Origin of the sequence: Rufibacter radiotolerans (assembly GCF_001078055.1) — a bacterium.
In the GTDB taxonomy this organism is placed as follows: Bacteria; Bacteroidota; Bacteroidia; order Cytophagales; family Hymenobacteraceae; genus Nibribacter; species Nibribacter radiotolerans.
This window is the reverse complement of sequence record NZ_CP010777.1, coordinates 4,566,244-4,590,230: the sequence shown is the minus strand read 5'-3', so window position 1 is coordinate 4,590,230 and position 23,987 is coordinate 4,566,244. Positions and strand designations below refer to the sequence as shown.

Below are 23,987 nucleotides of genomic sequence, written 5' to 3'. Positions count from 1 at the left end.
TCTTTTAGAAACAGCCATGGCGTTTTGGGCCCGTTTTTCAGAAAACAGGCCTAAAACAGCCTAAGCACGTAAGGTAATACCGTCACCAAGCCCAAAGCTTTCGCCATGAAGATCATCACCATTACCATCAACCCGGCCCTGGACAAAAGCACCCGAATCCAGAAGCTGGCCCCAGAGAAAAAACTACGCTGCGAAGAACCTACCTATGAACCGGGCGGCGGCGGCATCAACGTGTCACGGGCCATCAAGAAGCTGGGCGGCGAGTCGTGTGCCTGGTACCTGTCGGGCGGGCCTGCCGGCGAGCGCATTGGGCAGCTGTTGAAAGCCGAAGGAGTGAGCTACCGTGAATTCAAGTGCCAGAACTGGACCCGCGAGAACCTGATGGTGTTTGAGGTGGCTACCGGGGAGCAGTACCGCTTTGGTATGCCCGGCCCGGCCTTAGCTGAACCAGAATGGCGGCAGGTACTGCGGGCGCTGGAAGAACTGGAGGAGACCCCGGAGTTTGTGGTGGCCAGCGGCAGCATCTCGCCGGGCATGCCCGGCGATTTCTACGCCCAGATTGCCGCCCTGGCAGTGAAGAAAGGCTTTAAGCTGGTGGTAGACACCTCGGGAGAGGCTTTACTGAAGGCCGCCGGGGCCGGAATTTATATGCTTAAGCCCAACCTAAATGAACTGGCGGCGCTGGCCGGCAAAGAGACCATTAACGCCAAAGAGCAGGAAGAACTAGCCCGCCAGGTGATCAAAGAAGGCAAAAGTGAAGTGCTGGTGGTCTCCCTGGGGCCCAGAGGTGCCATGTTAGCTACGGAGAACGGGTTTGAGTACGTGACCCCGCCTACGGTGAAGATGGAAAGCGCGGTAGGTGCCGGTGACAGCATGGTAGGTGGCATGGTCCTGAAATTGACCGAAGGCTGGCCGCTCTCAGATGTGATCAAATATGGCGTGGCCACTGGTACCGCTACTACTATGACGCCTGGCTCAGAACTGTGCCGCAAAGCAGACGTGGAAGAAATTTACCACTGGCTGAAATCGCATTAAGGCATCAACCCTACTTCTTTCTAGCGGCTACTTTGCTCCTTTCTTAAGCACTTTCATTTGTACGGGGGCCACTCCGGCTTTTTCCAGGTCAATCCTTTTGGCCGCCGATTTGGAGAGGTCTATGATGCGGCCCGGGGTGAATGGGCCGCGGTCGGTGATTTTCACTTTCACAGATTTTCCGTTGCTGGGGTTAGTCACCTTCACCTTAGTCCCGAAGGGTAGTTTCTTGTGGGCGGCGGTGAGCTTGCCCGGTTGGTACCGGTCACCGTTGGCCATCTTATTTCCCTTGAGCTTATCTGAGTAATAAGAGGCCTTGCCCGTTTCTTTATACCCGCGATCGCCAAAGGCCGGGGCGCTGGAGGTACAATTGGTGGTGAAAAACGCCAGTGCTGCCAGAAGACAATACAGGGGAATTCTGAAAAGGGGGAAAGTTTTACGCATAGTTGAAAAAATGACGCAGGGCGCTTGCCAGCAAAGGCCAGTCAAGCTGTTCTAGCGGGTGTTTGGTGGCAGGCAAGACCTGAAACTGCGCCTGGGGCAACTGGCGGTAAGCAGCCAGTGATTCCTCTACAGTTACCATCTGGTCTCTGTCTCCTACGGCAATACGTACCGGCACCGTAATCTGGCTAAATGTCTCAGGAGAAAGCAAAGGTTTCTGGCCCAGTTCCAGCATTAGAGCAGCGGTCTGCTTTACTACCTGGGTCCAATCCTGGGGGGCGTGGCGCTGTTGCAGGGCTTGGGCAAAGGCAGGTACTTTGGCGGCAATCACTTCCGGCTGAAGTTTGGCCATCTCGTGCAGGGCTGTTTCTGGGGTCCAGGTAAATTTGGTGGCTAATGTAAAGATACCTGCAAACCGCGCCGGTTCTCGCCGGGCTGCTTCCAGTGCTACGTAGCCGCCCATGCTATAGCCAAACACCCAAACTGGCCCAAGGTCTTGCGCTTCCAGCCAGGCCAGCAATTGGTCCACAAACGTTTCAATAGAGAAAGGACCTTCCTCCGGGAAAGGCTCCCCGCCATGGCCCGCCAAGTTTAGCCGGAATACCGGCAAAGAGGGCGGGAGCAGCGGAAGCAGCGGTTCAAACTGGTCTTTGGCGCCCAGCGCCCCATGTAGCAAAAGCAGTGGTGGCATGTGGTTGGGTAAGGGTGGTAGCGTTATTTGCCTAACGTTGCGTTTTAAGCCTTATTTTCTAAAAACAGCCCTAAAACAGAAAAGCGTGGATTGCTTTCTATGCTAGCCGCTTGAGAAAGTGGAAGCCTTTGATCACAAACCCTTCCCGCAGGTAAAATTTATGGGCGGCGTTGTTCACCACGTAGGCATCCAGCATCATCATCTCACATTGGTTTTGTTCGGCCTCTTGGGTAAGCCAGTCCAGTAACTGCTTTCCTACCCGCTGTGACCGGTACTGCTCGTCTACCACAAAATTGTCTACCTCCAGGTATCTGCCGCTGTAAAGCTTGGCGCCAATCCAGTAGCCAGAAAGCGCTACGCAGGTGGTTCCCTGAAAGGCGCCTACCATTCTATAGTTATTAGGCAGCATCAGTCGGAGCAGGCTTTCATAGCGGGGGTACTCCATATTTGGGTTAAGGAATTGAATCAAGGGGAAGCAAGTCAGCATCTCGGCCAACGACGTTATTTCTCTTATCTCTAGGTCTTGCGCCATGGTGGTGTTCTCAATACTCTGCAAAAATAGTAAGACTGCCCCGGCTTCAAAGCCAACTATTAAGGAAACGTTACTAAAAAGACAATTCTAACGCACCTATGTTAAACATGCGTTAATTAACATTTCATGCCTATTTACTCCCATAAAAGCCTTTTATATTTACTCCGGAAGGCAAGATTAATAAGACCAATACAAAGAAATAATAGCGGCATAAAAACTGCATAAAATTTCTTGTTACAGCATATAACCGGTATAAGATGCCAGTAATAACCCAAGACCTACTATAAAACCTGGCCCATGAAAAGAGAAATATCAGAGAGCAAGGAGAAGGGTTATACTACTTGGATGAAAAACTGTTCACTTTTAAACATAAAGTGTTCATAGGTGGTCAGTTCTAATTTTAAATAGTATTGATTATCAATTACTTAACCATTTGGCACAGGCCTTGCAAAAGGGTAAGGGAAGTATCGAAACAAGCACCAAGGCAAAACGCGCCCTCAGACATAACTGTAAGAACATAAGGAAAGGAACACTAAAATATTTTTTTCAAACCCCAAGCAACCATCTTTTTAAATCTGCATCTATTTAAGAGAACAGCATCTAATAAAAACTAATAGAGCTATTTCATAAGGCTTAAATGCCAAAACAAACTGGTAGAATTTCTACCCCTGACACCTATGTCCTTTTTTTAATAAAGGTGATTTACGAACTCAATTTTTTAACAAAAAACCATTCCTTTTTTCACATTTAAAACACATTACTATGAAACGTTTATTTTTAATCGCCGCTTTAGTTTTAGTACAAGTAATGGCCGTAATGGCCCAAGGACCAACCAGCCGGGTTAATGCAGACAAAGTTAAAATGTACCGCCAGCCAGACCCAAAAGGAGAGGTAATGCGCCTACTGAACCCCGAAGACGAAATTATTGTGATGCGCGAGCAAAATCGTCAATGGACACTGGTGCAGATTGACGGCGAAGGAGGCTATGTGCTCACCTCTTACCTGAAAGCGAAAAAAGGCAAGAAGGTGACTGCCGCTAAACTTTCACAAGACGGTACCAAAAGCGCCAGACTTTAACTTCTGTGCACCGTTTTAGCGTTAAACGCAAAGCGCCCGCTCCTTATAGAGCGGGCGCTTTGCGTTTAATCAATCTTCCTGTTAAGGCTATTCTTCTTCTACTTTGGGAGCGGCCTCCCGGGGGGTATAATTATACAGGTCTATGGCTTCAGAAAGTTTGTCCTTTTTCACCAGCTTAATGAGCTGGGGAATAAGCATGATGCCTGCGCCTACCAACGTAAGGGTAGAGAAGTTGGAGCCAGAAGTGGAGCCACCCCTGAACTGTTGTTGCAGCCCGGCTACCAGTACGCCAGCCCCGGCAATGTAGATACCAGTCTGTATGTTCTGCCCGCGTTTGTAGTCTTGCAGGCTTTCCAGGCTGCCTGGGTTATCTGCCAGGGCAGGCCGCAGGTTCTTGTAGGTAAGCGGTTGCAGCGGACCGTTCTCTTTGGAGAAATAATACACCCGGCGCTGGGTAGGGTAGCCGCCGTAGCCATAGCCCCCCATTCCTACACCGCCCATGCCTACGCCAATGCCCGGGCCGTAGGAGTTGTAATCTGTACGGTAGACAAAGTAAGTAGACACCTTGCCGGCCTGTTCGCGCTGGGCAAAATCACTGAACCGGCGGCCGGCATCTACCCGGGCAAAAAAGCCGTCCTGGCTCTGGTAGTACTTGATCATTTCGGGGCTGTACCGCAGGGAATCATCCAGGAGAAAATAGTTTTGCTTGAAGAGGGGGCTTTTGAACTGGAGCCGGCGGGCATACACGCGCTGGCCGTTTTGCAGCTCCACAAAGTAAGGTGTACCAGAAGACACGTCCTGGGCCTGGCTTACCCCGGCCCACGCCAACAACACCAAAAGGAAAAGTTTTTTCATCATGCTTACAAAACGTTAAAAACCGGAAAGCTATTGAAAATATAAAAAAAAACATTGATCTGCTTTTAGGCCGCAAATCGCGGCCCTACCCCAAAGTTAACCCAAAACATCAGGAAAGAGTAAAAGGGAATACCCCCATGTTTCACCTTAACTGATTTGACTATGTTTATTGCCCTGACTATCCTGCTGATAATCGCTTTGTTTATAACGATCTATTACGTGAGAGCAAGTAAAGCCGGTGCCGCCCAGGAAGGCACCACTACCCGTATCTCTGGCGGTACCCCGCAACAACCCGCTTCCCCTGGCCAAACCACCAAAGTGTCTCCTAACCCCGGCAGCGTGTCAGACGGAACCGGAAACGACAAAGGAGAGGGCGGTGCGGCCCTGAGCAGTGGCATGCAAGGTTAACCTCTTTTAAAATTCTATAAAACAAGAACGCCCCTGTAAACAGGGGCGTTCTTGTTTTTGACGCTTATGGTCTCCTCTAAGGGAAAGAGCAGGTTATTTATGGCTGGCTTTTGCTTTCTCTTTGCCATTGCCCTGCAACTTTGACTCCTCCAGGCTGCCGCCCTTTTGGCCAACGTTTTTATCTAGTTGCCGGGCCTGGCCGGCGCCGCTGCGCACCTCAATGCGGTGACGCGTGGTTTTACGCTCGTCTTTAGGAACGGTCACGTGCAGGATTCCGTCTTCAAAAACAGCTTCAATTTTCTCAGCGTTCACTGTGTCTGGCAGCAGGAAGGACCGGCTGAAGGCCCCGTACTGACTCTCAATCATGTGGTAGCGCTTCTCTTTCTTCTCGTTGCTGAACTGGCGCTCGCCTGAAATGGTAAGGCGCCCTTGCTGAAAATCCAGAGAGATGTCTTCTTTTTTCAGGCCGGGCAAAGACACGTCAATCTCATACCCGTTCTCGGTTTCACAGGTGTCTACCTGCGGGTTAAACTTGTTCAACCGTTCTCTGCTGTTCACAGACTCATTAAAGAATTTGTCTAGCATGGTGCTAAAGGATTGCGGCATCATGTCTTCAAAACCGCTACCATAACGTTGAATAGCCATAATTTCTCCTTTTTTAATGGGTTAAAACACTGGGCAGCGCCTGCGGCGCTGCTTTTACCATCAAATTAACCTACAAGCACGAGGGCCGTTTTAAGCCTGTTTTTCCAAAAAGAGCGTTAAACCACTCTTTACATAAGTACCTACAGCGCCCGGCTGGCACTGTTAATTTTTAAACGAGACATTACTCTGGTTGTTCAATCTCCAGAAAGCGCGGCCCTTTAGGCAAATACGGTATGTGTACCCGCAGTTCCTGGCCTATATATTCCACCCGCACCTGACCGAAGTCTGTGAAGGGGGGCAGCAGAAAACCCTGGTTAAACAAAGGTATCTGCAAGGCCTGCTGCTGCTCGCTCTGGTGTAAGGCCATTACGGTAAGCTGGTTTTTATCCAGCATCACCTGGCATTGTTCCAGAGAGATGCCGGGTAACAACACCTGCAGAATGGCTTCTCTTTTACGCTTGGTCATTTTAACCTGCGGCTGCACCACCCCGCCCCCTACCGTATTGGTAAGGTCTATATATTGCGCTATGTTCTGTAAGAACTTCTTATCTTTTATCAGTTTCATGATCTTCACTTTCCTTTCTCTGTTTCCAGGGAGGAATATGCAAAGGGCGTACCAAGGCCTTTAATGGGCTTTTTCAGGCCACTTACAGACAAAATGACAAGCCGCTTTTAGACCAAACCGGCAAATTGGCAGAAAGAAAGAAAAGACGTTTTTGAAGGAGAAAGGGAAAGCGGGCGGAAGGCAGGTTCTGTTTTGGGCCTACTTTTCAGGAAACGGCCCTAAAACGGGTTTTCACCATGAGAGGATAATTTCTTCTCATGGGTACAAGACGAAAACAGGTGCCGTTTATATCTGGCTCATGTCCTGCTCCATGGCAATTTTCACCAGCTCAGCCGTGTTTTTCACTTTGAGCTTCTGGTGGATGTTGCGCCGGTGAGTTTCTACCGTGAAGGTGGAGAGGAAGAGGGTTTCGGCTATTTCAGCGCTGGTAAGCCCTTTTACCACCAATTGCACAATCTCCATCTCCCGCTTAGAGAGCTTATGCGAGTTAATGAAATCGTCTTTGAAAAGGTCTGCCGTGGCGTTGTTGTGGCTGGTGCCTAACTCCTTCTCCATCACGTACGTGCCGGCCACCACCGCCTTTATGGTTTCTATGACTACGTTTGGCTCGGTGTCTTTGAGTAGGTACGCGTCAATGCCCAGGGCAAGGCAGGTCTTGACCAACGCCTCATCTGCGTACATGGTCACTACTATCTTATGGAGCTTGATGCCTAGCTCATTGAGGCGCTTAAGGGTACTCTCGCCATTGAAGAAAGGCATGTTCAGGTCAATGAGGGCCACCTGGGCAGCATTCTGCTGCAGGTAGTCTATCATGGACTTCCCATCTGTGAAAATACCGTTCACCTGCAACGCTGGGTCGCTGTTGAGGACAGTTGCCAAACCCTGTGCAAAGAGCTTGTGATCATCCGCAATTACAACTTCAATCATGGTATTTCTGTGGTAATTCTGTTAATTGGCACTGGCGGTGGCTGAGTGGTAAGAAAGCTCAATCTCCGTGCGGGTGCCGCTTCCTACCCTTGACTTCACTGCTACCTGCCCCTGTATCGCCTCCATCCGCTTACGAATGTTGGTTAAACCTGACCCAAGTTGGGCGTTCTGCAGGTCAAAACCAACTCCGTTGTCTGCTATCTCTAAATAAAAAGATTCTGCCGGCTCTTTTTCATGCAACTGCACCGTTATCTCGGTAGCCCGGGCGTGTTTTAAGATGTTATTGAGGCTCTCCTGAAATACCCTGAACACAATCAGCTTCTTTTTGCTGTCAAGGGGGCACGGAAAGCCGTCATAAAACAGTTCGGTCTGGATTAAGCCGCCCCTTTGTATTTTCTCCAATTCCAGCATAATCAACTGCGGCAAGCCGATGTCATCTGCCCAGTCATTGTTCAGGTTCTTAGACAGCGACCGCACATCTTGTATGGCACCGCCAATCAGGTCTTTGGCCACGGTTACCCGGTCTGGGTTAGCGGGGTCATGCAGGTTCATTTTAATTAACGACAAGATCTGCCCAATGTTATCATGCAGCTCGCGCCCAACGTACTTGAGGGTTTCCTCCTGAACCTCAAGCTGCGATTCTGAGATGGCCTTTTCATAATTGACCCGCAACTGCTCTTTCTCGCGCAGATACAGCATTTGCTTTTTCTGGTAGGTAAACAGAAAAGATACAATGAAGAGCGCCAGCACCAGCAGAATAGCGGTACCAATTAAGATTATTGGGATAATGTCTGACGGCGATTTAAGCATACTAAGGCTATCCCAAACATTATATACATCACAATATTCATGACCTGCAGCATACCATAAAAATAGATACGCCACTGCCTATCCAGAGCTGAGAAGCGTGGTATAAACCCAAAATAAAACAAGGTGCCTGTAAAATACAGGAGCATGCCTGTGGCCACCCAGAAGGTCCAGCTTTGCAGCAGGTTTTCATGGGGGTTATCAAACCTGCTCTTAAAATACAGAAGGCTTAGCAGAATTAACAGAAAGGCCCCCAGCAAGAGGGTGTAATTGTTAAAGCTACGCATGCCTTGAAAAAACAGGAAGTTAGCCGTACCAAACACCAGAAAGCCCACTATCAAATAGGTAATGAAAGGTCTTATACGCTCTGGCAGCCTTGGTTTTAACAAAGCAAAATAAATAGGGAAAATAAGAATGGTAAAGACGTTATAGCCCCAGATAAAGTTGAAATTCTTTCTGGCGGAATTGCCTATAAGGTCTACCAGCAAGCTAAGCACCAGCGCCAGTACCAGGTACCCGCCGCCGCCTTCTTTTATTTTCCTGAAATTGATAAGGGAATACACAATCAGCAAAGCCACCGTACTTAGGTAGGCATACTTTAAAATAACTTCCATTAATCTTGGTAAAAGTAGGTTATAGGTCTGAGTCTATTTCTATTAAGAGCGGGTTAGAGCTACACCCGTCATCTGGTGGGCAGAGGGAACCCCACTCGTAAAGTACCTCTTCTTCCTCTAGCCCGTTGAAAATCTTTACCACCTCTTCTATACCGGTAGAGGCGTTTTTCTTTATCCCTACCAGCACCAGGGTAGTATATTGCTGGCTATCTGTGGGTTCAGTCCGGACGCCGTAATACGCCCGCACGCCAGAGCAGCCAGAGCCTAAGATGCTTTCCAGAATATCTCTGGAGTAGAGGCAGGAGCGGCTGTCATTTGTATTGTTACCGTACCGTGAAATAAGGTTAAGCCGCTGGTCTCTGTAGGCCCGGGTCAATTCCAGGAACTCAACTTTGTCAATCTTACGCCCTATGGAGCCTTCTAAAGAGGCGTCATTGGTGTTTTCTGCCATTGGATTAAAAGTTAATTGGGTTTAGGATAGGTAGGATTGGGTAAACCTAAAGTTGCACGAAGGTTTCCAGCAAAACAATACCTGCCGCCTATTCTTGTAATAATTGATGATAAAAGGCGATGATCAGGCGCTGGCCTCCCTATAAGTAGCGATAAAGCTGGGCTGACTTTCTCTCCACCCTTTGCCCGAATTTGTCACGCGTCCTTCCTTCGCCGCAGGCACCCTCATTCTTGCTTTACTTTGAACAAATATTTAGATTTAGAAACAGAAAGAATTGACCATGCAACTTGTGTTACCCCAGGTGTACTTTAAGAGCCCTAACCTTGTGATCAGGTTTGATCAGGAGCGGCAATTTGGCACGGCTATGTGGAAAGGCCACCTGAGCAGCACTGACCTGCGTGAAGGCGTTTTGCTTTGTAACCATGTGGTAGATACCTATAGCCTTACCCGGTGGCTAGGCGACAACCGCCAGATGAAAGCCTTCTCCCCAGAAGACGAACAGTGGATTATTGAGACTCAGCTACCCCTCATCATTGCCAGCCCGCTGCGGCGCATGGCCACGCTGGTGTCTCAGGACCAGGCTCAGGTTGCCGCCGTAGAACATATGATTGAACGGGCCGAAGGCCTCCATCACCTGGCTTTACAAGACTTCCATTATGAAGACGCGGCACTGCAATGGCTGCTGCAAGATTTTTAGCTTTTTCTGCGCCGGCACCGCGCTCTTCCTTTCTGCTTTATGCCGTTTCAACCAAGGGCCAGGCAGTACTACCCTCTTTTATTTTCTCACCAGTTTCATGCCTACCTTGCCTTGGGTGTAGCCGGTGGCTGAGGCCAAAGGCGCACAGTAGCTCACCGTAAGGGTATCTTTGGTAAGCCGCACAATGGTGTATTCCTGGCCGCCTATGGTCAGTTTATCGCCGCGCCGCTCATACGCTTTGGTGACGGTAGCGGGCTCTGTGCTGGTGCATTGCTTGGCGCCGTTATAGATGACCAGGTCCTTCCCGTTACTGAAGTCATAGACATCATCATCCTGGCAGGAGGCCGAAGGTTCAAAGTCCATGTCTGCCGGTTTTACCTGGTAGTTACAGGCGGCCTGGTTGCCCAGCACCAGTACTCTGGAGGAATAGAATCTCCATTGGATCTGGAGGTAGTCTGTGGGTTCATCTTGCTCGCAGCTGGCAAAGAAAGAGGCGCAAAGAAGCAGCCCCAGAAGACGGCTTACATTCATGGGAGAGGCAATGTGTATTTCTGCAAATATGGAAAATAATTCACCTTTTTTGGGGGTATTAGGCTTAAAACCTACTACTTGCCCAGAACAAAAGCATGTTTTATGGGTTATCTCTAACAAGTTTCTCCCTACATTGAGCAAAACCTGTATTTTTGAGTACTACAACCCTGTTTCCGCATGGCGCTTACCTATTTTGAGAATGAAGTGGTCACGCTCACCTATGATGACCAGTATCAGTTAGGCATTATTGAGACCAGGGGCTTTCTAAGCAGCAATGAGTTTAGAGAGGCTATTACCATGGCCATACGCATGCTACAGGAACACCAGCCGGTGCGCTGGCTGGCAGATAACCGCAAAATGAAAGCCATCAGGCAAGCCGACCAGGAATGGTTTTACGAGGTAGCCTTCCCTGCGCTCCAGGGCAGCTCCATCAGGAGAAACGCCACCGTGGTCTCTGAAGACATCTTCAATAAAATGGCGGTAGAACAGCTTTTAAAACGAGCCTACGGGTTAGGAGACATGGCACTCAAAGAATTTGAAAGCCGCGACGAAGCCTTGGCCTGGGTATTACAGCCTGTTGAATAGCCCGCAAAGAGCATCTAAAGAGAAATATATAGGAAGAGGAAGCCGTAGCGGCTTCCTCTTTTGTTTTTAAGGCTTGTTGACTAGAGGCTTCCAGTGAAAAGCCGTTTCGGGCCCGTTTACTGGATTTTAGGCTTAAAACGTAAGCAGCTGATTGGGGGTAATGCAGAAAGCCAGCAACGTGCAACCAAGGCCCTTGTTAATGAGAACACCAACAAGGGTCAAGAGATAGTCCTAGTTGAGAAACAAGTGCTTTTAGCTACTTTAGCTGACATGATTCTACAATCAATGCCCTCCCGTTGGCTTCCTCTGGTTTCTATTTTAGCCATTTTACTTCTTCTTTCTGCCTGCTCCACGCAAAAGCCATTTTATTCTTTTGCCACTTCTTCCAAGATTCAGCAAGAGCCTCCAACGCCACTGTTAGATTCAGTAACAGCCGCACAACCTGCAGCAATGGTAACTACGCCGGTTGCCGTGCCAGAAAGCTACCCACTGCTGGCCTCTACTGCCACACCTGCTTTGCCTTTAGTCTCTTCTCAGCCCAGGCTCAAAGAAGAAGCTGTCCGGCCATTAGCAATGCAATCCTTTGACATCCCAGTGTCCTCAGTCACCCAGAGCAAAAAGGTTTCGCCGCAAAAGATGGCACCAAAGGAGGAGAAGACACCTAATACCAAGGGCATTCATACGCTTGTTACCTTAGGCATTTTCCTTGGTTTCGTGTCGTTGGTTTTGGGTTTGATTGGCCTTGTTACCGTTCAATCTGGAGGAACTGCGTTAATAGTTGTCTATCTTCTAACTGCCTTGGCGGGAATTGTTCTTAGCGCCCGAGCCCTTTCTAAGATCAAGGCTAGCCCAGATTCCACTGTGTATGAAAAAGATAGAAAAGCTGCTAAGCTTGGTTTGCTCTTAAGTTTGGTACCAGCGGTTCTTATATTACTCCTTGCTCTTGCGGGGGCCGTGGGGTAATTAGCAGGAGGAGGCTTTCGGCCTGTTTTTCGGATTTTGGGCTTAAAACGGAAGCAGCATATTATGTGATATCAGGAAGCCAGCAGTAGCGCCCGCCCTTGTTGGTGTTCTCACCAACAAGACTCTAGTTAGTTGAGCTTACTGAAGTTGTGACTGCTGTCGATGAATGCTTAATGGCTTGAAAGGAGATTTCGCGGTTGGACCGGAATAGTGCTTGTTGGTGAGAACACCAACAAGGGTGGAAAATATTAATTTGTTCTGACATAGTCAGTGTCTGTTAACATTTTAAATGCTTCGTAGATAACTTCGTATATGTAGGAGTTGGGATTAGTGTTCCTTTCGCCATTAAAAGATTTAATACTTCCAAAAAACTGGTCTCTTCTATCGCCATATTTTAAGAGTTCATATTCAATTATTTTCCCACTCGGCAAGCTTAATTTGTACAAAATGTAGTTTTCTCCATTTTTAGTAACATTAAACTTATGTTCTCTATGGCCTAGAAAAGGAATAAAATATCCAGCTATTCTTTCCTTAGTTACCAAATCGTTTGAGAAACCTTGTTCTCTACTTTTACCAAAACGAATTAACTTTTGGAAAGCCTTGTCTAATGAATCCATATCACTAACAATCCAGGCTAAAACCTCTAATGAAATAATTGCTGGAATGTGCCAATTCTGAATAGAATCCGAGCTTGGAATTGGCAAGTTACGTTCTTTGAATCTGAATCTTGCTCCATATATTGACTTTATCCTTCTTATACTTAAGGAGCCGCTATTTATACATTCATGCACAAGAAAGTTTAAAACGCCTAATTCTCTTGTATTAAGCAAGTGTTTTTCAAAGAACCATTTGAAATCACCAAAGTCAATACTTTCAATGATTTTCCCTGTTGCAGTTGCGACTTCTTCGTTATTATCAAAATAAAATATCTCTGTGCTAAAGAATTTATCAATGTAGCCGCTGAAATCAACATTCAGACCATATTTAGCCGCAAAAATATTTCTGATATTTTGTATATGGCAAACAAATACAACTTTGTCGAATCCAAACTTATTACTTGTTGTATTTTGATAATCGAGGTGAGCACTAAAAATATTGAATAGTCTAAAGATATGTTCAGGATCAATTCTATCTAAATCATCAATCACCAAGACTTTTAATTTCTTATGTTCTTCATTATTAGAAGCCAAAGAATTAAGAGCAGTTTCTATAAAAGTAGTTATATAGTCTGATTCAATTACTCGCGTCTGCTCGACTTCTTTTACAAAATCAAGTAATTTTTGATTAAGGTTTGTATCTTTTCTAGTTTCCTCAATATCTTTAAAAGAAGGAATTAGTTTATTGATAAAGCTTAGTAGTGGGGTAACATCAGGTGTTTCTTTATTTAATAAAGGAAGAATAGGCAGAAATGATTCTATCAAGCTTGGCAACTTTTCACTTAATGCATATCCATAAGCTACGCTTCTGGATGCTGATTCAACTATGAGCTCTAAATTTTGTATAAAGATTAATTCATATAAAATGTCATATTTGATAAGACGGAATATGTCATCATTGTTTGATATTGAATAATTAATTGGCTTTAGGCTGATTGTAATATATTCGCCTTTTCGCTCTTCAAAGTACTTATTTAAGAAGTAGCTTTTTCCAATTCCAAAAATTCCCGAGAAAATTACCCGTTCATTTCTTTCATCATCTAAATGCTGCTTAAAAACGTCTGCTTGTTTAGCAATAGGTATTTCTAATTCCATATGTTATTAAATTAAGACGGCCACTATAATTAGTGGCCGTCTTTTTCTTTATCTAATTTAAACTAGCTACTTAGCTACCACACGCCTCACACGCATCTGGGTTGTCCAGGCTGCAGGCCATGTCGCTTTGGTTTTGCTCAACTGCGTTATACATGGGCGCTAACGTTTCGGCGGCTTGTTTCTCAACGGTGAACTTGATGGCGTCTGCGGCGGCTTTGGTGCGTAGGTAGTACATACCAGTTTTCAGGCCGCGCTTCCAGCTGTGGAAGTGCATAGAGGTCAGTTTCCCGAAGTTAACGTTAGACACGTGCAGGTTCAGGCTCTGGCTCTGGCAGATATAGGCGCCGCGGTCGGCAGACATGTCAATGATGGTCCGCTGACTGATTTCCCACACCGTCTTGTACAGGTCTTTGATGTTCTGCGGAATATTGGAGATGTTCTGCACAGATCCGTTCGCCGAAATGATAGCGTTCTTCATGGAGTCATTCCACAGACCCAACGCGATCAAGTCATTCAACAGGTGCTTGTTCACAATCATGAACTCACCGCTCAACACGCGGCGCACGTAGATGTTAGAGGTGTAAGGCTCAAAGCCTTCGTTGTTCCCCAGAATCTGCGAGGTTGAAGCGGTAGGCATTGGGGCCACTAACAGTGAGTTGCGTACGCCGTGCTCTACTACTTCCTGGCGCAGCGCTTCCCAATCCCAGCGACCGCTATCTGGCGTTACGCCCCACATGTCAAACTGGAAGATACCGCGGCTGATTGGCGAACCCTCAAAGGTCTCATAAGGTCCGTTGATCTTGGCCAGATCCTTAGAAGCCGTCATGGCCGCAAAGTAAATGGTCTCAAAAATCTCTTTGTTCAGACGGCTGGCTTCTTCGCTCTCAAACGGCATACGCAGTTGCAGGAACGCATCTGCCAGACCCTGCACGCCTAACCCGATGGGGCGATGGCGCATGTTGGACTTCTTGGCTTCGGGAACCGGGTAATAGTTGATGTCAATCACCTTGTTCAGGTTCTTGGTCACGGTATAGGTTACCTCGTACAGCTTGTCATGGTCAAAGGTCTTAACGCCTTTTTCTTCCTTGATGTAGCGCGGAAGGGCCAGAGACGCCAGGTTACACACGGCAATCTCATCCGCATCGGTGTACTCAATGATCTCGGTGCAAAGGTTAGAGCTCTTGATGGTACCCAGGTTCTGCTGGTTAGACTTGCCATTAGCGTGGTCCTTGAACAGCATGTACGGCGTTCCGGTCTCGGTCTGAGATTCTAAGATAGCGAACCACAATTCCTGCGCTTTGATGGTTTTGCGGGCTTTGCCTTCCTTCTCGTATTTCTCATACAGGCGCTCAAAGTCCTTGCCCCAGGTGTCAGACAGGCCTGGGCACTCGTTCGGGCACATAAGGCTCCAGTCGCCGTTGGCTTCTACGCGCTTCATGAACAAGTCAGGCGTCCAAAGGGCCAGGAACAAGTCACGGGTCCGCATTTCTTCCTTGCCATGGTTCTTGCGCAAATCCAGGAAATCAAAGATATCGGCGTGCCACGGCTCCAGGTAAATCGCGAAGGCGCCTTTACGCTTTCCACCGCCCTGGTCTACGTAACGGGCCGTGTCATTGAATACCTTGAGCATAGGTACCAGACCGTTAGACGTACCGTTGGTGCCTTTGATATAAGACCCGGTGGCCCGGATGTTGTGAGCTGCCAGACCAATACCTCCCGCGCTCTGCGAGATTAAAGCACAGTTCTTCAGGGTGTCATAGATACCCGGAATGCTGTCCTCTTTCATGGTGAGCAGGAAGCAGCTAGACAGCTGCGGCTTGGGCGTACCGGCGTTGAAAAGGGTTGGCGTAGCATGCGTGAACCACTTCTCAGACATGAGGTTGTAGGTCTCAATGGCAGACTCAATGTCTTCTTTGTGAATACCCACGGCCACACGCATTAACATGTGCTGCGGACGCTCCACAGCTTTGCCATTCACGCGCAACAGGTACGAGCGCTCCAGGGTCTTATACCCGAAGTAGTCATAGTTGTAGTCACGGTCATAGATAATGCTGGAGTCCAGCACGGCCGCGTTTTTCTTGATGATGTCAAAAACATCCTTGGCAATCAAAGAAGCGTTCTCACCAGTCTTAGGGTCTACATAGGTGTAGAGCTGCTTCATGGTGTTGAAGAACGACTTCTGCGTCACCTTGTGCAGGCTGGAGATGGCAATGCGCGCCGCCAGAATAGCGTAATCTGGGTGCTTGGTGGTCATAGACGCGGCGGTCTCTGCCGCCAGGTTGTCCAACTCCACGGTGGTCACCCCATCATAGATACCGTCAATCACCTTTTTGGCAACCTCAATAGGGCTCACAAACGACATGTTCAGGCCGTAGCACAATTTCTCAATGCGGGCCGTGATCTTATCAAACTTGACCGACTCGCGGCGGCCGTCTCTCTTTACAACTAACATACGCTTACACTATATAGGTGAAGGATGGCGGGGACCATCCGGAATAGCTTACTTACCACCTGCCAGGGAACAGGCGGTATTTTTTTATCTAAACTTTGATTGGATGCTTCTTCCCAGCCGGCTGCCGGGTGTTTTTGCCTTGATTTCTGGAAAACAGGCCCAAAAAGGTCTGGGCTTGTTTTAAGGGACTGGTACTTGTTCGTCCCCCTTTGAAGGGGGTAGGGGGATGATGCTGTTGTGCTGATAATCCTTCCCTTGGCTTGTCCCCTGACAAGACAACACATTTGCAAATTCTGAAGTGCTATCCTTCCGGCCTGTCAGGGGACAGGCCAGGGCGACCACTATTCATTGTCATCTTAGGAAAGATCTTGTGGGCGAACTAGAAAACGCCAGAATAGCCGCAATTACCGCTAGCCCACAAGGTTTTTTCAGGATGACAAAAAGTTATAAGAAGAGAAGAGATTAAAGTGAAGCAAAAGGACTTTGATTTCTTCTCTGTCATAAACCCAGCCGGCTGCCGGGCGTTTTAGGCATGTTTTCTGAAAAACAGCCCAAAAACGCTTTTAGGGCCGTTTCTGAGGGTGGGTTAGAAGTCTTCGTCCAGGGAGAACACGTTAGAGTCACGGTCGCTCATCACGCCCGATTTCTGGTACTCTGCCACGCGTTTCTCAAAGAAGTTGGTTTTACCTTGCAGGGAGATCAGCTCCATGAAGTCAAATGGATTGGTGGAATTGTAGATCTTGCTGCAGCCCAGAGACAACAGCAGGCGGTCGGCCACAAACTCTATGTACTGGTTCATCAGTTTTGCGTTCATCCCAATCAGGTCTACGGGGAGGGCATCGGTCACAAACTCCTGCTCAATGGCCACCGCGTCACGAATGATGCTGTGTACGCGCTCCTCCGGCAACTTGTTCTGCAGCATGGAGTACAGCAGACAGGCAAAATCACAGTGCAGTCCTTCATCTCTGGAAATCAATTCATTGGAGAAGGTAAGACCCGGCATAAGCCCGCGTTTCTTCATCCAGAAGATAGAGCAGAAAGAGCCTGAGAAGAAGATTCCTTCTACAGCGGCGAAGGCAATTAAACGCTCTGTGAAGTTCTCAGAGTTGATCCATTTCAAAGCCCACTCGCCTTTTTTCTTCACACAGGGCACAGTCTCCAGCGCGTTGAACAGACGGTCTTTCTCTTTGGGATCTTTGATATAATTGTCAATCAGCAGCGAATAGGTTTCTGAGTGGATGTTCTCCATCATGATCTGGAACCCGTAGAAGCAGCGCGCCTCTGGCATCTGCACCTCCTGCATGAAGTTGATGGCCAGGTTCTCGTTTACAATTCCGTCTGAGGCGGCAAAGAAAGCCAGCACGTGGCTGATGAAATGGCGCTCGCCGTCGTTCAGTTTTTCCCAGTCTTTATTGTCTTGGGTAAGGTCAATTTCCTCAGCGGTCCAGAAGCTAGCTTCCGCTTGTTTATACATTTGCCACACGGCATCGTTTTGAATGGGGAAAAGAACAAAGCGATTCGGGTTCTCTTGTAATATTGGCTCCATAGACTCTTTTATTGTATGACTAAACTGGAAAGCGAATGATTAGTTTCAGGAGCTACCCCTCTACTTAAATGCTCTCTAATAACGGACGTTAGGCCTGCGTTCCTCCGTCTTGAGAATTCAAATATAGGCACAATTACGTAGTTCCCCTGAATCGGGTAGCCGAATTTATACAAACTTTATCCCAGACTTATTAACATTATAAACGGCTGACTTACAATAGTTTATATTTTTATCAAAATTAGAAACCTCAAATATAGCGTTTCTTCCATGTAAGCAAACCTGGTTTCTTAAAGGATAGTAAAGAAAGTTTTCCTTAACCCAGGAACGACCACCAGCCGGAAGAAAATCACCTGGGCACAAGTGCTTCTCCCTACCCAACAAGCAACCCCTGCCCGCCTCTTATTGTTTTCCGACCACCCACCAAGAACCATTGACCCCAACCCCTTTCCAACCAGCCCTACAAATGCAACACCAAGGAGCTTCTTACGCTATATCAATGCCCTTCCTTTCACCCATGGCACACTGTTCCACCAGCAAGCTTGTCCTCTCTAAAACCGCCAGCCCCACGGGTAGAATCCTGCCGACTCCCAGAAGCCTACAGTTTCACCGCAGAACAGGCAATACGCTTCCTACCGGGCGCATTCCTTTACCCGCAGAAATAAATCACCTGACCCTCTTGACTTTAGCGCAGGAAGCTTGTATTTTCATCTACTCTTCCGCCGAAAGGCACGCTTACTTTTACCCTTCCCGTCCCCCCAGAATTTCTGCGTTTTTGGCGCGGCCCTCTACCGCCATGCCTTTATCCACTCGTAACTACCTGGCCATCATCACTATTTCAATTTATCCACACAAGTAATCCACACCCCGTGGGTAAGTCGCAACGTGCTAAAAACCAGTTGGCTACACGGCACCAGTTATATCAAAAATTAAAAGGAGGCGGCTTGCATATGAGCGGGCGTATTTTTACCTTTGCGGTTCATTTTTAAAATAATCGTAAGCTGATGTACGCAATTGTTGAAATCGCTGGGGTCCAGACGAAAGTAGAGAGCGGTAAGTTCTTCTACACTAACAAGCTTTCCGGCAATGAGGGTGACGCCGTAGAGTTCGCCAATGTTCTTTTCACTGATGATAACGGTACTTTATCTGTGGGTGCTCCTTTCCTTGACAACATCAAGGTGACAGGAACCATCCAGGGACACGCCAAAGGCGATAAAGTGATTATCTTCAAGAAGAAAAGAAGAAAAGGCTACAAGAAGAAAAATGGTCACCGCCAGCAATACACCAAAGTGTTGATCAACACCATTGGTTAATTTTTGCCAAGACTAGAAAATTATTGTTGAACATATTTCCGGGGTTCCCCGGGATTAACATAGAAACGAAATGGCTCACAAAAAAGGTGTCGGTAGTTCTAACAACGGACGTGAATCACATTCCAAGCGCTTAGGCGTGAAAATTTTCGGTGGCCAGGCCATCATCGCTGGTAACATTATCGTGCGTCAGCGCGGTACTGCTCACCACCCAGGTGCTAACGTAGGCATCGGGAAAGACCACACCCTGTTTGCTTTGACAGACGGTGTTGTAGCTTTCAAGAAAGGCGTTAAAAACCGTTCTTACGTATCTGTTCTTCCAGTTGCCGAAACTGCTGAAGTACAAGCATAAGCTCTCTTCGGCGCTTGCCGAGGTGTAACAAAAAAGGCCACTCTTTGCAGAGTGGCCTTTTTTGTTTGGGGCTTTTGGGCTAGAAAGGCTAGAAGAACCAGAGAACGCTCTTCCGGATTTGCAATCCGGAAGTTCCGAAAGGGGGATTTGCAATCCCCGGCGGCGGCACCTTTTGGGTATTAGTTATTTCTCCTGCAGATGTGCTCTCCTATGTAAACCCCCCCCTTCCCCCCTCAAGGGGAGAGTCCGCGCTTAGTAAAGGTTATTGCGTTTTGAGCCTGTTTTGCTGAAAACGTGCTTAAAACACCACCGACTCTAAACGCTATCCCTACGCTTTCCCGTTTCCAGCCTTTCGTCTGAGCGCCTAGCACTCGACCCGGTGCCGCGGGAGCGGAAGGCCCTGCGGGGCCAGGCGAGAGGGTACAGCGCGAGGGCGGAAGGCGGGGCCTCGCGGCCGTGAGCGCTCGGAGGGAAAAGATGAAACTACCCAGCTTATGAAGTCATAAAAAAGCCATGACTCCAAGGCGAAAGCAAATTCTTTATCATAGAACCTCCTGCCCCACCGCAGATCCTTTAATGCGGCGCCTCCACAAAAGAAACAGTCCCTTCAACAGGCCTTAACGCATACAACACCGGTTTACTCGGGCTCGCATCTAGCACCAAACTGGTCACTTGCAAATTCAACAAATACCATCCATCCTCCACCGCATCCGGCACAAAGATCAATTCTGTAATGGTGGCGTGCACCCGCGTATTAGCCGGGTATTGCCAAAACGCGTGGTGCGCCAGTAATTGCCCACCGTCTTCCTCCCGGTCCACGGAAGGCAAATCCAGGAGCAGGTGTTCTATGCCGTTAGCCGCCAGGAACTCCGCGAGGGCGGGCTCCAGATAGGTGGGGTTGGTGCCGGAGTAGTGGGCGGTGCGTTTCTCCAGAGAATTGGGCAGAGTGCGTAACACCAGGGCCTCCGGCAGATTCTCCAGCGAAAGCTTTGATAGTACATCCTGGGCCATCACCACCAGGTCTCCGTTGTCTTGGGGCTGGGGAGTAACCGATACCAGCTGGGCCACAAACAGGAAACGGTTCAAGCATTTATCTAAGGTGGCGGCAGGGTCAGGGGAAATGTGGCCGTAGCACTCGGTGTGGGTACCGTTGCCGTGGGGCGTGAGGTGCACGCGCTGGTAGTTGGTGGAGCCGCCCAGGGCCACGCTGCCCACGTAGTCGCCTACCCGTATGGTTTCTATCTGCACAGGCTCTGCCCAGAAGCAGTTCACATTGTCCAGACCCGGCGCCAGGGGCAATGAAATATCTAAGGGTTGCAGCGGGTTGAACTGGTAGGTACGGTTCCGGAAGGTGAGGGTGGCGGCAGAAAGCATGGGCAGCGTTTTAGACCTGTTTTTGCTAAAATACGCTAAAAACAGAACGCCGCGCCAGAAAATCAGCCCAGGTCAAAAGTGGCCAGGGTTTGGGTGTTGGCCCGGCGCTGGTACCAGTCATGGTACACCAATTCCACCTGCCGTATCTCCGTGGACCCAAAGACCTGCCGTCGGTATTCCCGGAGCTTGTTCAGGAAGGCTTGGGGGTTGGCAGGAGGCTTCCGGAGTCTGATCACCGAACTGTGGGCGGTCTGCAGGATGTACCGCTGGTCCATGGACTGCTGCAGCACCGAGGCCTGGAAAAGCTTCCGGACCTTCTCCCGCAACCGGCCCAGTTCATCGCCAATGGGGAAACCCTGCACCATGATGCAGGCGGGCGAGGCCGAGACCCCCATAAACACCACCTTAAACTTCTTGATCGGCCGCAAGGCCTGCTCCACCACATCTACGTACGCCTGGGGCTGCACCTGATCCAGGGTAAAGCCCGGGTAGCAGGAGATGATGGTAAGCAGTGTGAGGTGAAAATCGGTGGGCGGATAGTAGTACAGGTCGGGTTCCAGTTGGGCCATGTCTTGCAGAAAGCGCTGAATGTTCTCTTTTACCGGCTCCTGGGGACGGGCCAACAGGGTAATGCCCCTTCGGGTGTCATGGGGCGAATCTATCAGGTCATCTACCTCAAAGTCAGCGGCCGCGAAGTGCTGCTCGGCATTCTCCCATAGGCTCTGGTAGTGGGCCGCTAAATCCATGGCGCAGGTGAATATTTTTTATTGCTTGACCGAGTAAAACAGAACCTCCGTTTTCTTCCGCCTGGCTTTGGGGAAAGGCCCTGATTTTAAAATCGCAAGATAAGCGTAAACCAAGGGCGCCGGCAGGTAATGAAGATACCAGATACATCTAATCCTATTTTTTGGTTTTACGCTAGTTTCTGTAAAACAGCCCATAAACGGCCGCCAGGGAGTAGCCTTAATTTTACGCAGGCAAACTCCCTGGCGGCTTTTCAATGTCATTTCTACTTACAGCACCGGCAGCGGGGTAAGCGCCTTAGAATTACGCACCAGGCACACATACTGGAACACGTCACTCACGTGCGGCTGATCCCCTTTGAAATCTATGCTCTGGTTAGGGAACAGCACTTTAATGGTAGCCAGGCGGGAAGAAGTGCGGTAGGGAGAGCCCGAGGCATCAGTTTTGAAGAGGGTCATGGAGTTTTCCCGGGTCACGGCCCGAAGGTCTTTGATGCCATGCACAAACACCATGGGGCCATCATTGTTGGCCATGCCGGTGTTAATGAAGCGCTCGCCTTTGCTCAGGAAAGCGGGCATTCCGGCGGCGGGCATCATGTTCTCGCTGTCAATGGTGTACACGCCAATAGACACGGTCTTGCCCTTGAACGGAGAGTTGGGGCCCTGCAGGTAATAGGCAAACGGTACCCCGCGCTGCACTTCCACCGGAATGGTATGGAACAGGCCCCACATGCCGTACAGCTTGGCGCCTTCCAATTTCTGGGCCTTTACCACGGTATTTAGGTTCAGGTACATCACGCTGTCGCGGCGGGTTTTTCCGTCCAGGTAGGCCAGGTTCTCCAAAGTGTGTTGCAGGTTAAACTGGGCGGCGCTGGAAAGCGTGGGCGAGGCGGCCTCCTGCATAAAGGTAGGCAACAGTCGCTGCGCTATGGCCACCAGCGAATCACGGTCCAGGCTGTCTTGCGAAATCACCTGACGGAGGGCAACGAAGGCAGAATCTTGCTGTACGACGGCCGGCAGTTGCGCCAGGGTCTGCTGAAGAAACCGCTGCGTTACCTGCAGGTCCTGGATCTTGTCTACCCCCAGAATGGAAATCTGCTGGGCCGCGGGTAAGGTCTGGTTAAGGGCTCTTATCTTCTTTAGTTTGTCAAAGAAATTCTGGTTGCCCCATTGGGCGTTGTTTCGGGCCCAGAACTGGAAGACGGTCTGCAGGTGACGCTCCTCGCCTATGCGCAGGTACTCGTTCAGGAACCAAGCCTGGCTGTAGTCTACCTCGGCTAGGTAATGTGTCAGGCCTACCCGCTGGTTCAGGTGCTGCAGCAAGGCAAAGTCCAGGTCCTGGGGCATGGCGCATCCGTGGGCCTCGCCTAAAAAGAAAATCTGCTTCTGGTAAAAGGCGCTGTCAAAAATATGGAAGGCTGGTTGGCCGGTTAGGCGTACTTCCTGTTTGTGTTTCTGCAGGTACGCCTGGTGCGGGGTACTCTCGCCGCCCACGGCCAGCAGGGCGTAAATGCCATAGGCAATGAATCCTAAGACAAGAAGTACAATGGGGGTGAGCAGAATAAAAAGCGCGGTTCTTTTTAAGATTTTTTTCATGACGAGGGTTGGTGAATCGTTTCGTCAAAAGTAGAAATTGGGAAAACACGCCGCTTGCCCTTGGGGCGCCCGACCTGCTTTTTGGGGCCATCAGCGCGGTTTGGGGCGAATGGCAAGGCTCCGTGGGGCAGTTAGACGGCCGTAAAGGTCTCTTTGACTACCCCGGCATACGACCGGGCCACCGGCACCTGCTGGGCTGTCTGGGCAAACTGCAGCTTATAGCCCTGCGCGTTGCCGCTCACCTGCTGCACCTGGCTAAAATTGACCAGGTAAGAACGGTGGCACCGGAAAATACCCGGCGCGGCCATCTGGTTTTCCAGACGGCTCAGGCTGCTGCGGAGCAAGGTCTTCTGTAATCTATTTTCTTCCACGTGGAAAACGGTGCAGTAATTGTCGCTGGCCTCAATGAAGAGCAAATCCTGCACCCGCAGGCGGAGGGTGTCTTTCTCGTTTTCGGCGGTGAGGGTTAGCCAGGCTTCTGAAGGCGATGCTGCGATTTCCGTTGTCTCCGCCACCGGCGCTTCTGGTTTCCCCACTGGTTCCAGGGGCTTGTATTTCTGCAGCAGGTACACATAATTCATCAATACCAGCAAGACCGCCGGCACCAAGCCCATGAGAAAGGCAATGAAGGACATATACCCCACCTGCGCCAGCGAGAACGGCATCACGCCCACGGCCGCGCCGTACACGGTGCAGATGAATCCGCCGGTGCCGAAGTGCAGCAGGTTCCAGGCAATCTCCTTGCCTACGCTCCATTTGTCTTCAGTAAACACCTGGGGCATCATCCGCCGGAAGGCGTAGTAATTCAGGAACGCCGAGACTGCCGCCACCAGCCCGTAGCCCGCCAGAATATAGTTCTTGAGCGGGTCATGCCAGGTATAGGTCCCGAACGGCTGAAACACGATCAAGGTAAAGCCAATGATAAACCCAAACACCAACGCATGCAGGGTAGATTTGGAAAGGGTGAGCTCACTGAGCGGGTAGGGCTGCCGAAGGAAAGACAACATAAGGCGGTGCTTGCGGTAAAACAGTCTCCGCCCACAAA

The 23,987-nt window shown here is 49.4% G+C and carries 26 protein-coding genes; 8 read left to right on the top strand and 18 right to left on the bottom strand.

The window, feature by feature from the left end; genetic code table 11:
- Positions 1-105: 105 nt before the first annotated feature.
- On the top strand, positions 106-1,035 hold the full coding sequence (locus TH63_RS18695) for a 1-phosphofructokinase family hexose kinase (protein ID WP_048922295.1): 930 nt from the start codon (positions 106-108) through the stop codon (positions 1,033-1,035).
- 27 nt (positions 1,036-1,062) lie between these two features.
- On the opposite strand, the gene TH63_RS18690 is transcribed toward TH63_RS18695, so the two are convergent.
- The 3 genes from TH63_RS18690 to TH63_RS18680 all read right to left on the bottom strand — a co-directional run bounded on the left by TH63_RS18690 (position 1,063) and on the right by TH63_RS18680 (position 2,696).
- The gene (locus TH63_RS18690) at positions 1,063-1,476 is read right to left on the bottom strand and encodes a septal ring lytic transglycosylase RlpA family protein (protein ID WP_048922294.1); all 414 of its coding nucleotides are present in this window, start codon (positions 1,474-1,476) and stop codon (positions 1,063-1,065) included.
- The gene (locus TH63_RS18685) at positions 1,469-2,164 is read right to left on the bottom strand and encodes an alpha/beta fold hydrolase (RefSeq protein ID WP_048922293.1); all 696 of its coding nucleotides are present in this window, start codon (positions 2,162-2,164) and stop codon (positions 1,469-1,471) included. Before TH63_RS18685 ends, TH63_RS18690 begins: the two co-directional genes overlap by 8 nt.
- A 97-nt stretch (positions 2,165-2,261) precedes the next feature.
- Complete coding sequence (locus TH63_RS18680) at positions 2,262-2,696, bottom strand: GNAT family N-acetyltransferase (protein ID WP_048922971.1); 435 nt, start codon at positions 2,694-2,696, stop codon at positions 2,262-2,264.
- Positions 2,697-3,458: 762 nt separating this feature from the next.
- Between TH63_RS18680 and TH63_RS18675 the strand changes: the two genes are divergently transcribed.
- Positions 3,459-3,773 carry an SH3 domain-containing protein gene (locus tag TH63_RS18675; protein WP_156180726.1) on the top strand — a complete coding sequence of 105 codons (315 nt, stop codon included), beginning with the start codon at positions 3,459-3,461 and terminating at the stop codon, positions 3,771-3,773.
- Positions 3,774-3,860: 87 nt separating this feature from the next.
- Here TH63_RS18675 and TH63_RS18670 read toward each other — a convergent pair whose 3' ends face one another.
- On the bottom strand, positions 3,861-4,631 hold the full coding sequence (locus TH63_RS18670; protein ID WP_048922291.1) for a hypothetical protein: 771 nt from the start codon (positions 4,629-4,631) through the stop codon (positions 3,861-3,863).
- Positions 4,632-4,790: 159 nt separating this feature from the next.
- Between TH63_RS18670 and TH63_RS18665 the strand changes: the two genes are divergently transcribed.
- Positions 4,791-5,036, top strand: coding sequence for a hypothetical protein (locus TH63_RS18665; protein WP_048922290.1), 246 nt, complete (start codon positions 4,791-4,793; stop codon positions 5,034-5,036).
- Positions 5,037-5,129: 93 nt separating this feature from the next.
- Here TH63_RS18665 and TH63_RS18660 read toward each other — a convergent pair whose 3' ends face one another.
- From TH63_RS18660 to TH63_RS18635, 6 genes are all read right to left on the bottom strand, one after another.
- On the bottom strand, positions 5,130-5,681 hold the full coding sequence (locus tag TH63_RS18660; protein WP_076606543.1) for an Hsp20/alpha crystallin family protein: 552 nt from the start codon (positions 5,679-5,681) through the stop codon (positions 5,130-5,132).
- 181 nt (positions 5,682-5,862) lie between these two features.
- On the bottom strand, positions 5,863-6,246 hold the full coding sequence (locus TH63_RS18655) for an Hsp20/alpha crystallin family protein (RefSeq protein WP_156180722.1): 384 nt from the start codon (positions 6,244-6,246) through the stop codon (positions 5,863-5,865).
- A gap of 285 nt (positions 6,247-6,531) precedes the next feature.
- Positions 6,532-7,173 carry a response regulator transcription factor gene (locus TH63_RS18650; protein WP_048922288.1) on the bottom strand — a complete coding sequence of 214 codons (642 nt, stop codon included), beginning with the start codon at positions 7,171-7,173 and terminating at the stop codon, positions 6,532-6,534.
- 21 nt (positions 7,174-7,194) lie between these two features.
- Positions 7,195-7,983, bottom strand: a complete 789-nt coding sequence (locus tag TH63_RS18645; protein WP_048922287.1) for a sensor histidine kinase — start codon at positions 7,981-7,983, stop codon at positions 7,195-7,197.
- A complete protein-coding gene (locus TH63_RS18640) occupies positions 7,950-8,594 on the bottom strand; it encodes a hypothetical protein (protein WP_048922286.1) in 645 nt (214 codons plus the stop codon). The genes TH63_RS18645 and TH63_RS18640 overlap by 34 nt, the downstream gene beginning before the upstream one ends.
- Positions 8,595-8,613: 19 nt before the next feature.
- Entirely contained in the window at positions 8,614-9,045 is a 432-nt protein-coding gene (locus tag TH63_RS18635) for a hypothetical protein (RefSeq protein ID WP_048922285.1), read from the bottom strand.
- A 280-nt stretch (positions 9,046-9,325) separates the two neighbouring features.
- On the opposite strand from TH63_RS18635, the gene TH63_RS18630 reads away from it, so the two are divergent.
- The gene (locus TH63_RS18630) at positions 9,326-9,742 is read left to right on the top strand and encodes a hypothetical protein (RefSeq protein WP_156180720.1); all 417 of its coding nucleotides are present in this window, start codon (positions 9,326-9,328) and stop codon (positions 9,740-9,742) included.
- Between the two features lie 78 nt (positions 9,743-9,820).
- On the opposite strand, the gene TH63_RS18625 is transcribed toward TH63_RS18630, so the two are convergent.
- On the bottom strand, positions 9,821-10,273 hold the full coding sequence (locus TH63_RS18625; protein ID WP_048922283.1) for a hypothetical protein: 453 nt from the start codon (positions 10,271-10,273) through the stop codon (positions 9,821-9,823).
- Positions 10,274-10,450: 177 nt separating this feature from the next.
- On the opposite strand from TH63_RS18625, the gene TH63_RS18620 reads away from it, so the two are divergent.
- On the top strand, positions 10,451-10,858 hold the full coding sequence (locus TH63_RS18620) for an STAS/SEC14 domain-containing protein (RefSeq protein ID WP_048922282.1): 408 nt from the start codon (positions 10,451-10,453) through the stop codon (positions 10,856-10,858).
- Positions 10,859-10,951: 93 nt separating this feature from the next.
- On the top strand, positions 10,952-11,821 hold the full coding sequence (locus tag TH63_RS18615) for a hypothetical protein (protein WP_048922281.1): 870 nt from the start codon (positions 10,952-10,954) through the stop codon (positions 11,819-11,821).
- A gap of 248 nt (positions 11,822-12,069) precedes the next feature.
- Here the strand turns inward: TH63_RS18615 and TH63_RS18610 are convergent, their stop codons facing one another.
- From TH63_RS18610 to TH63_RS18600, 3 genes are all read right to left on the bottom strand, one after another.
- Positions 12,070-13,572, bottom strand: a complete 1,503-nt coding sequence (locus TH63_RS18610; protein ID WP_048922280.1) for a P-loop NTPase fold protein — start codon at positions 13,570-13,572, stop codon at positions 12,070-12,072.
- A gap of 70 nt (positions 13,573-13,642) precedes the next feature.
- Positions 13,643-16,024 (bottom strand): ribonucleoside-diphosphate reductase subunit alpha, encoded by a 2,382-nt coding sequence (locus TH63_RS18605; protein ID WP_048922279.1) that lies wholly within the window; start codon positions 16,022-16,024, stop codon positions 13,643-13,645.
- Positions 16,025-16,610: 586 nt separating this feature from the next.
- Complete coding sequence (locus TH63_RS18600) at positions 16,611-17,570, bottom strand: ribonucleoside-diphosphate reductase small subunit (RefSeq protein ID WP_076606541.1); 960 nt, start codon at positions 17,568-17,570, stop codon at positions 16,611-16,613.
- A 1,001-nt stretch (positions 17,571-18,571) separates the two neighbouring features.
- On the opposite strand from TH63_RS18600, the gene rplU reads away from it, so the two are divergent.
- Both rplU and rpmA read left to right on the top strand, forming a co-directional pair.
- Positions 18,572-18,880, top strand: coding sequence for a 50S ribosomal protein L21 (gene rplU, locus TH63_RS18595; protein ID WP_048922277.1), 309 nt, complete (start codon positions 18,572-18,574; stop codon positions 18,878-18,880).
- Positions 18,881-18,950: 70 nt separating this feature from the next.
- On the top strand, positions 18,951-19,229 hold the full coding sequence (gene rpmA, locus TH63_RS20035) for a 50S ribosomal protein L27 (RefSeq protein ID WP_076606540.1): 279 nt from the start codon (positions 18,951-18,953) through the stop codon (positions 19,227-19,229).
- Between the two features lie 573 nt (positions 19,230-19,802).
- On the opposite strand, the gene TH63_RS18585 is transcribed toward rpmA, so the two are convergent.
- From TH63_RS18585 to TH63_RS18570, 4 genes are all read right to left on the bottom strand, one after another.
- Entirely contained in the window at positions 19,803-20,603 is an 801-nt protein-coding gene (locus TH63_RS18585; RefSeq protein ID WP_048922275.1) for a cyclase family protein, read from the bottom strand.
- A 62-nt stretch (positions 20,604-20,665) separates the two neighbouring features.
- Positions 20,666-21,349: a 2'-5' RNA ligase family protein gene (locus tag TH63_RS18580; protein ID WP_076606539.1), complete on the bottom strand. Its 684-nt coding sequence runs from the start codon at positions 21,347-21,349 to the stop codon at positions 20,666-20,668.
- Positions 21,350-21,616: 267 nt separating this feature from the next.
- A complete protein-coding gene (locus tag TH63_RS18575; RefSeq protein WP_048922274.1) occupies positions 21,617-22,942 on the bottom strand; it encodes a TraB/GumN family protein in 1,326 nt (441 codons plus the stop codon).
- Positions 22,943-23,073: 131 nt separating this feature from the next.
- Entirely contained in the window at positions 23,074-23,949 is an 876-nt protein-coding gene (locus TH63_RS18570) for a LytR/AlgR family response regulator transcription factor (RefSeq protein WP_048922273.1), read from the bottom strand.
- Between the last annotated feature and the right edge of the window lie 38 nt (positions 23,950-23,987).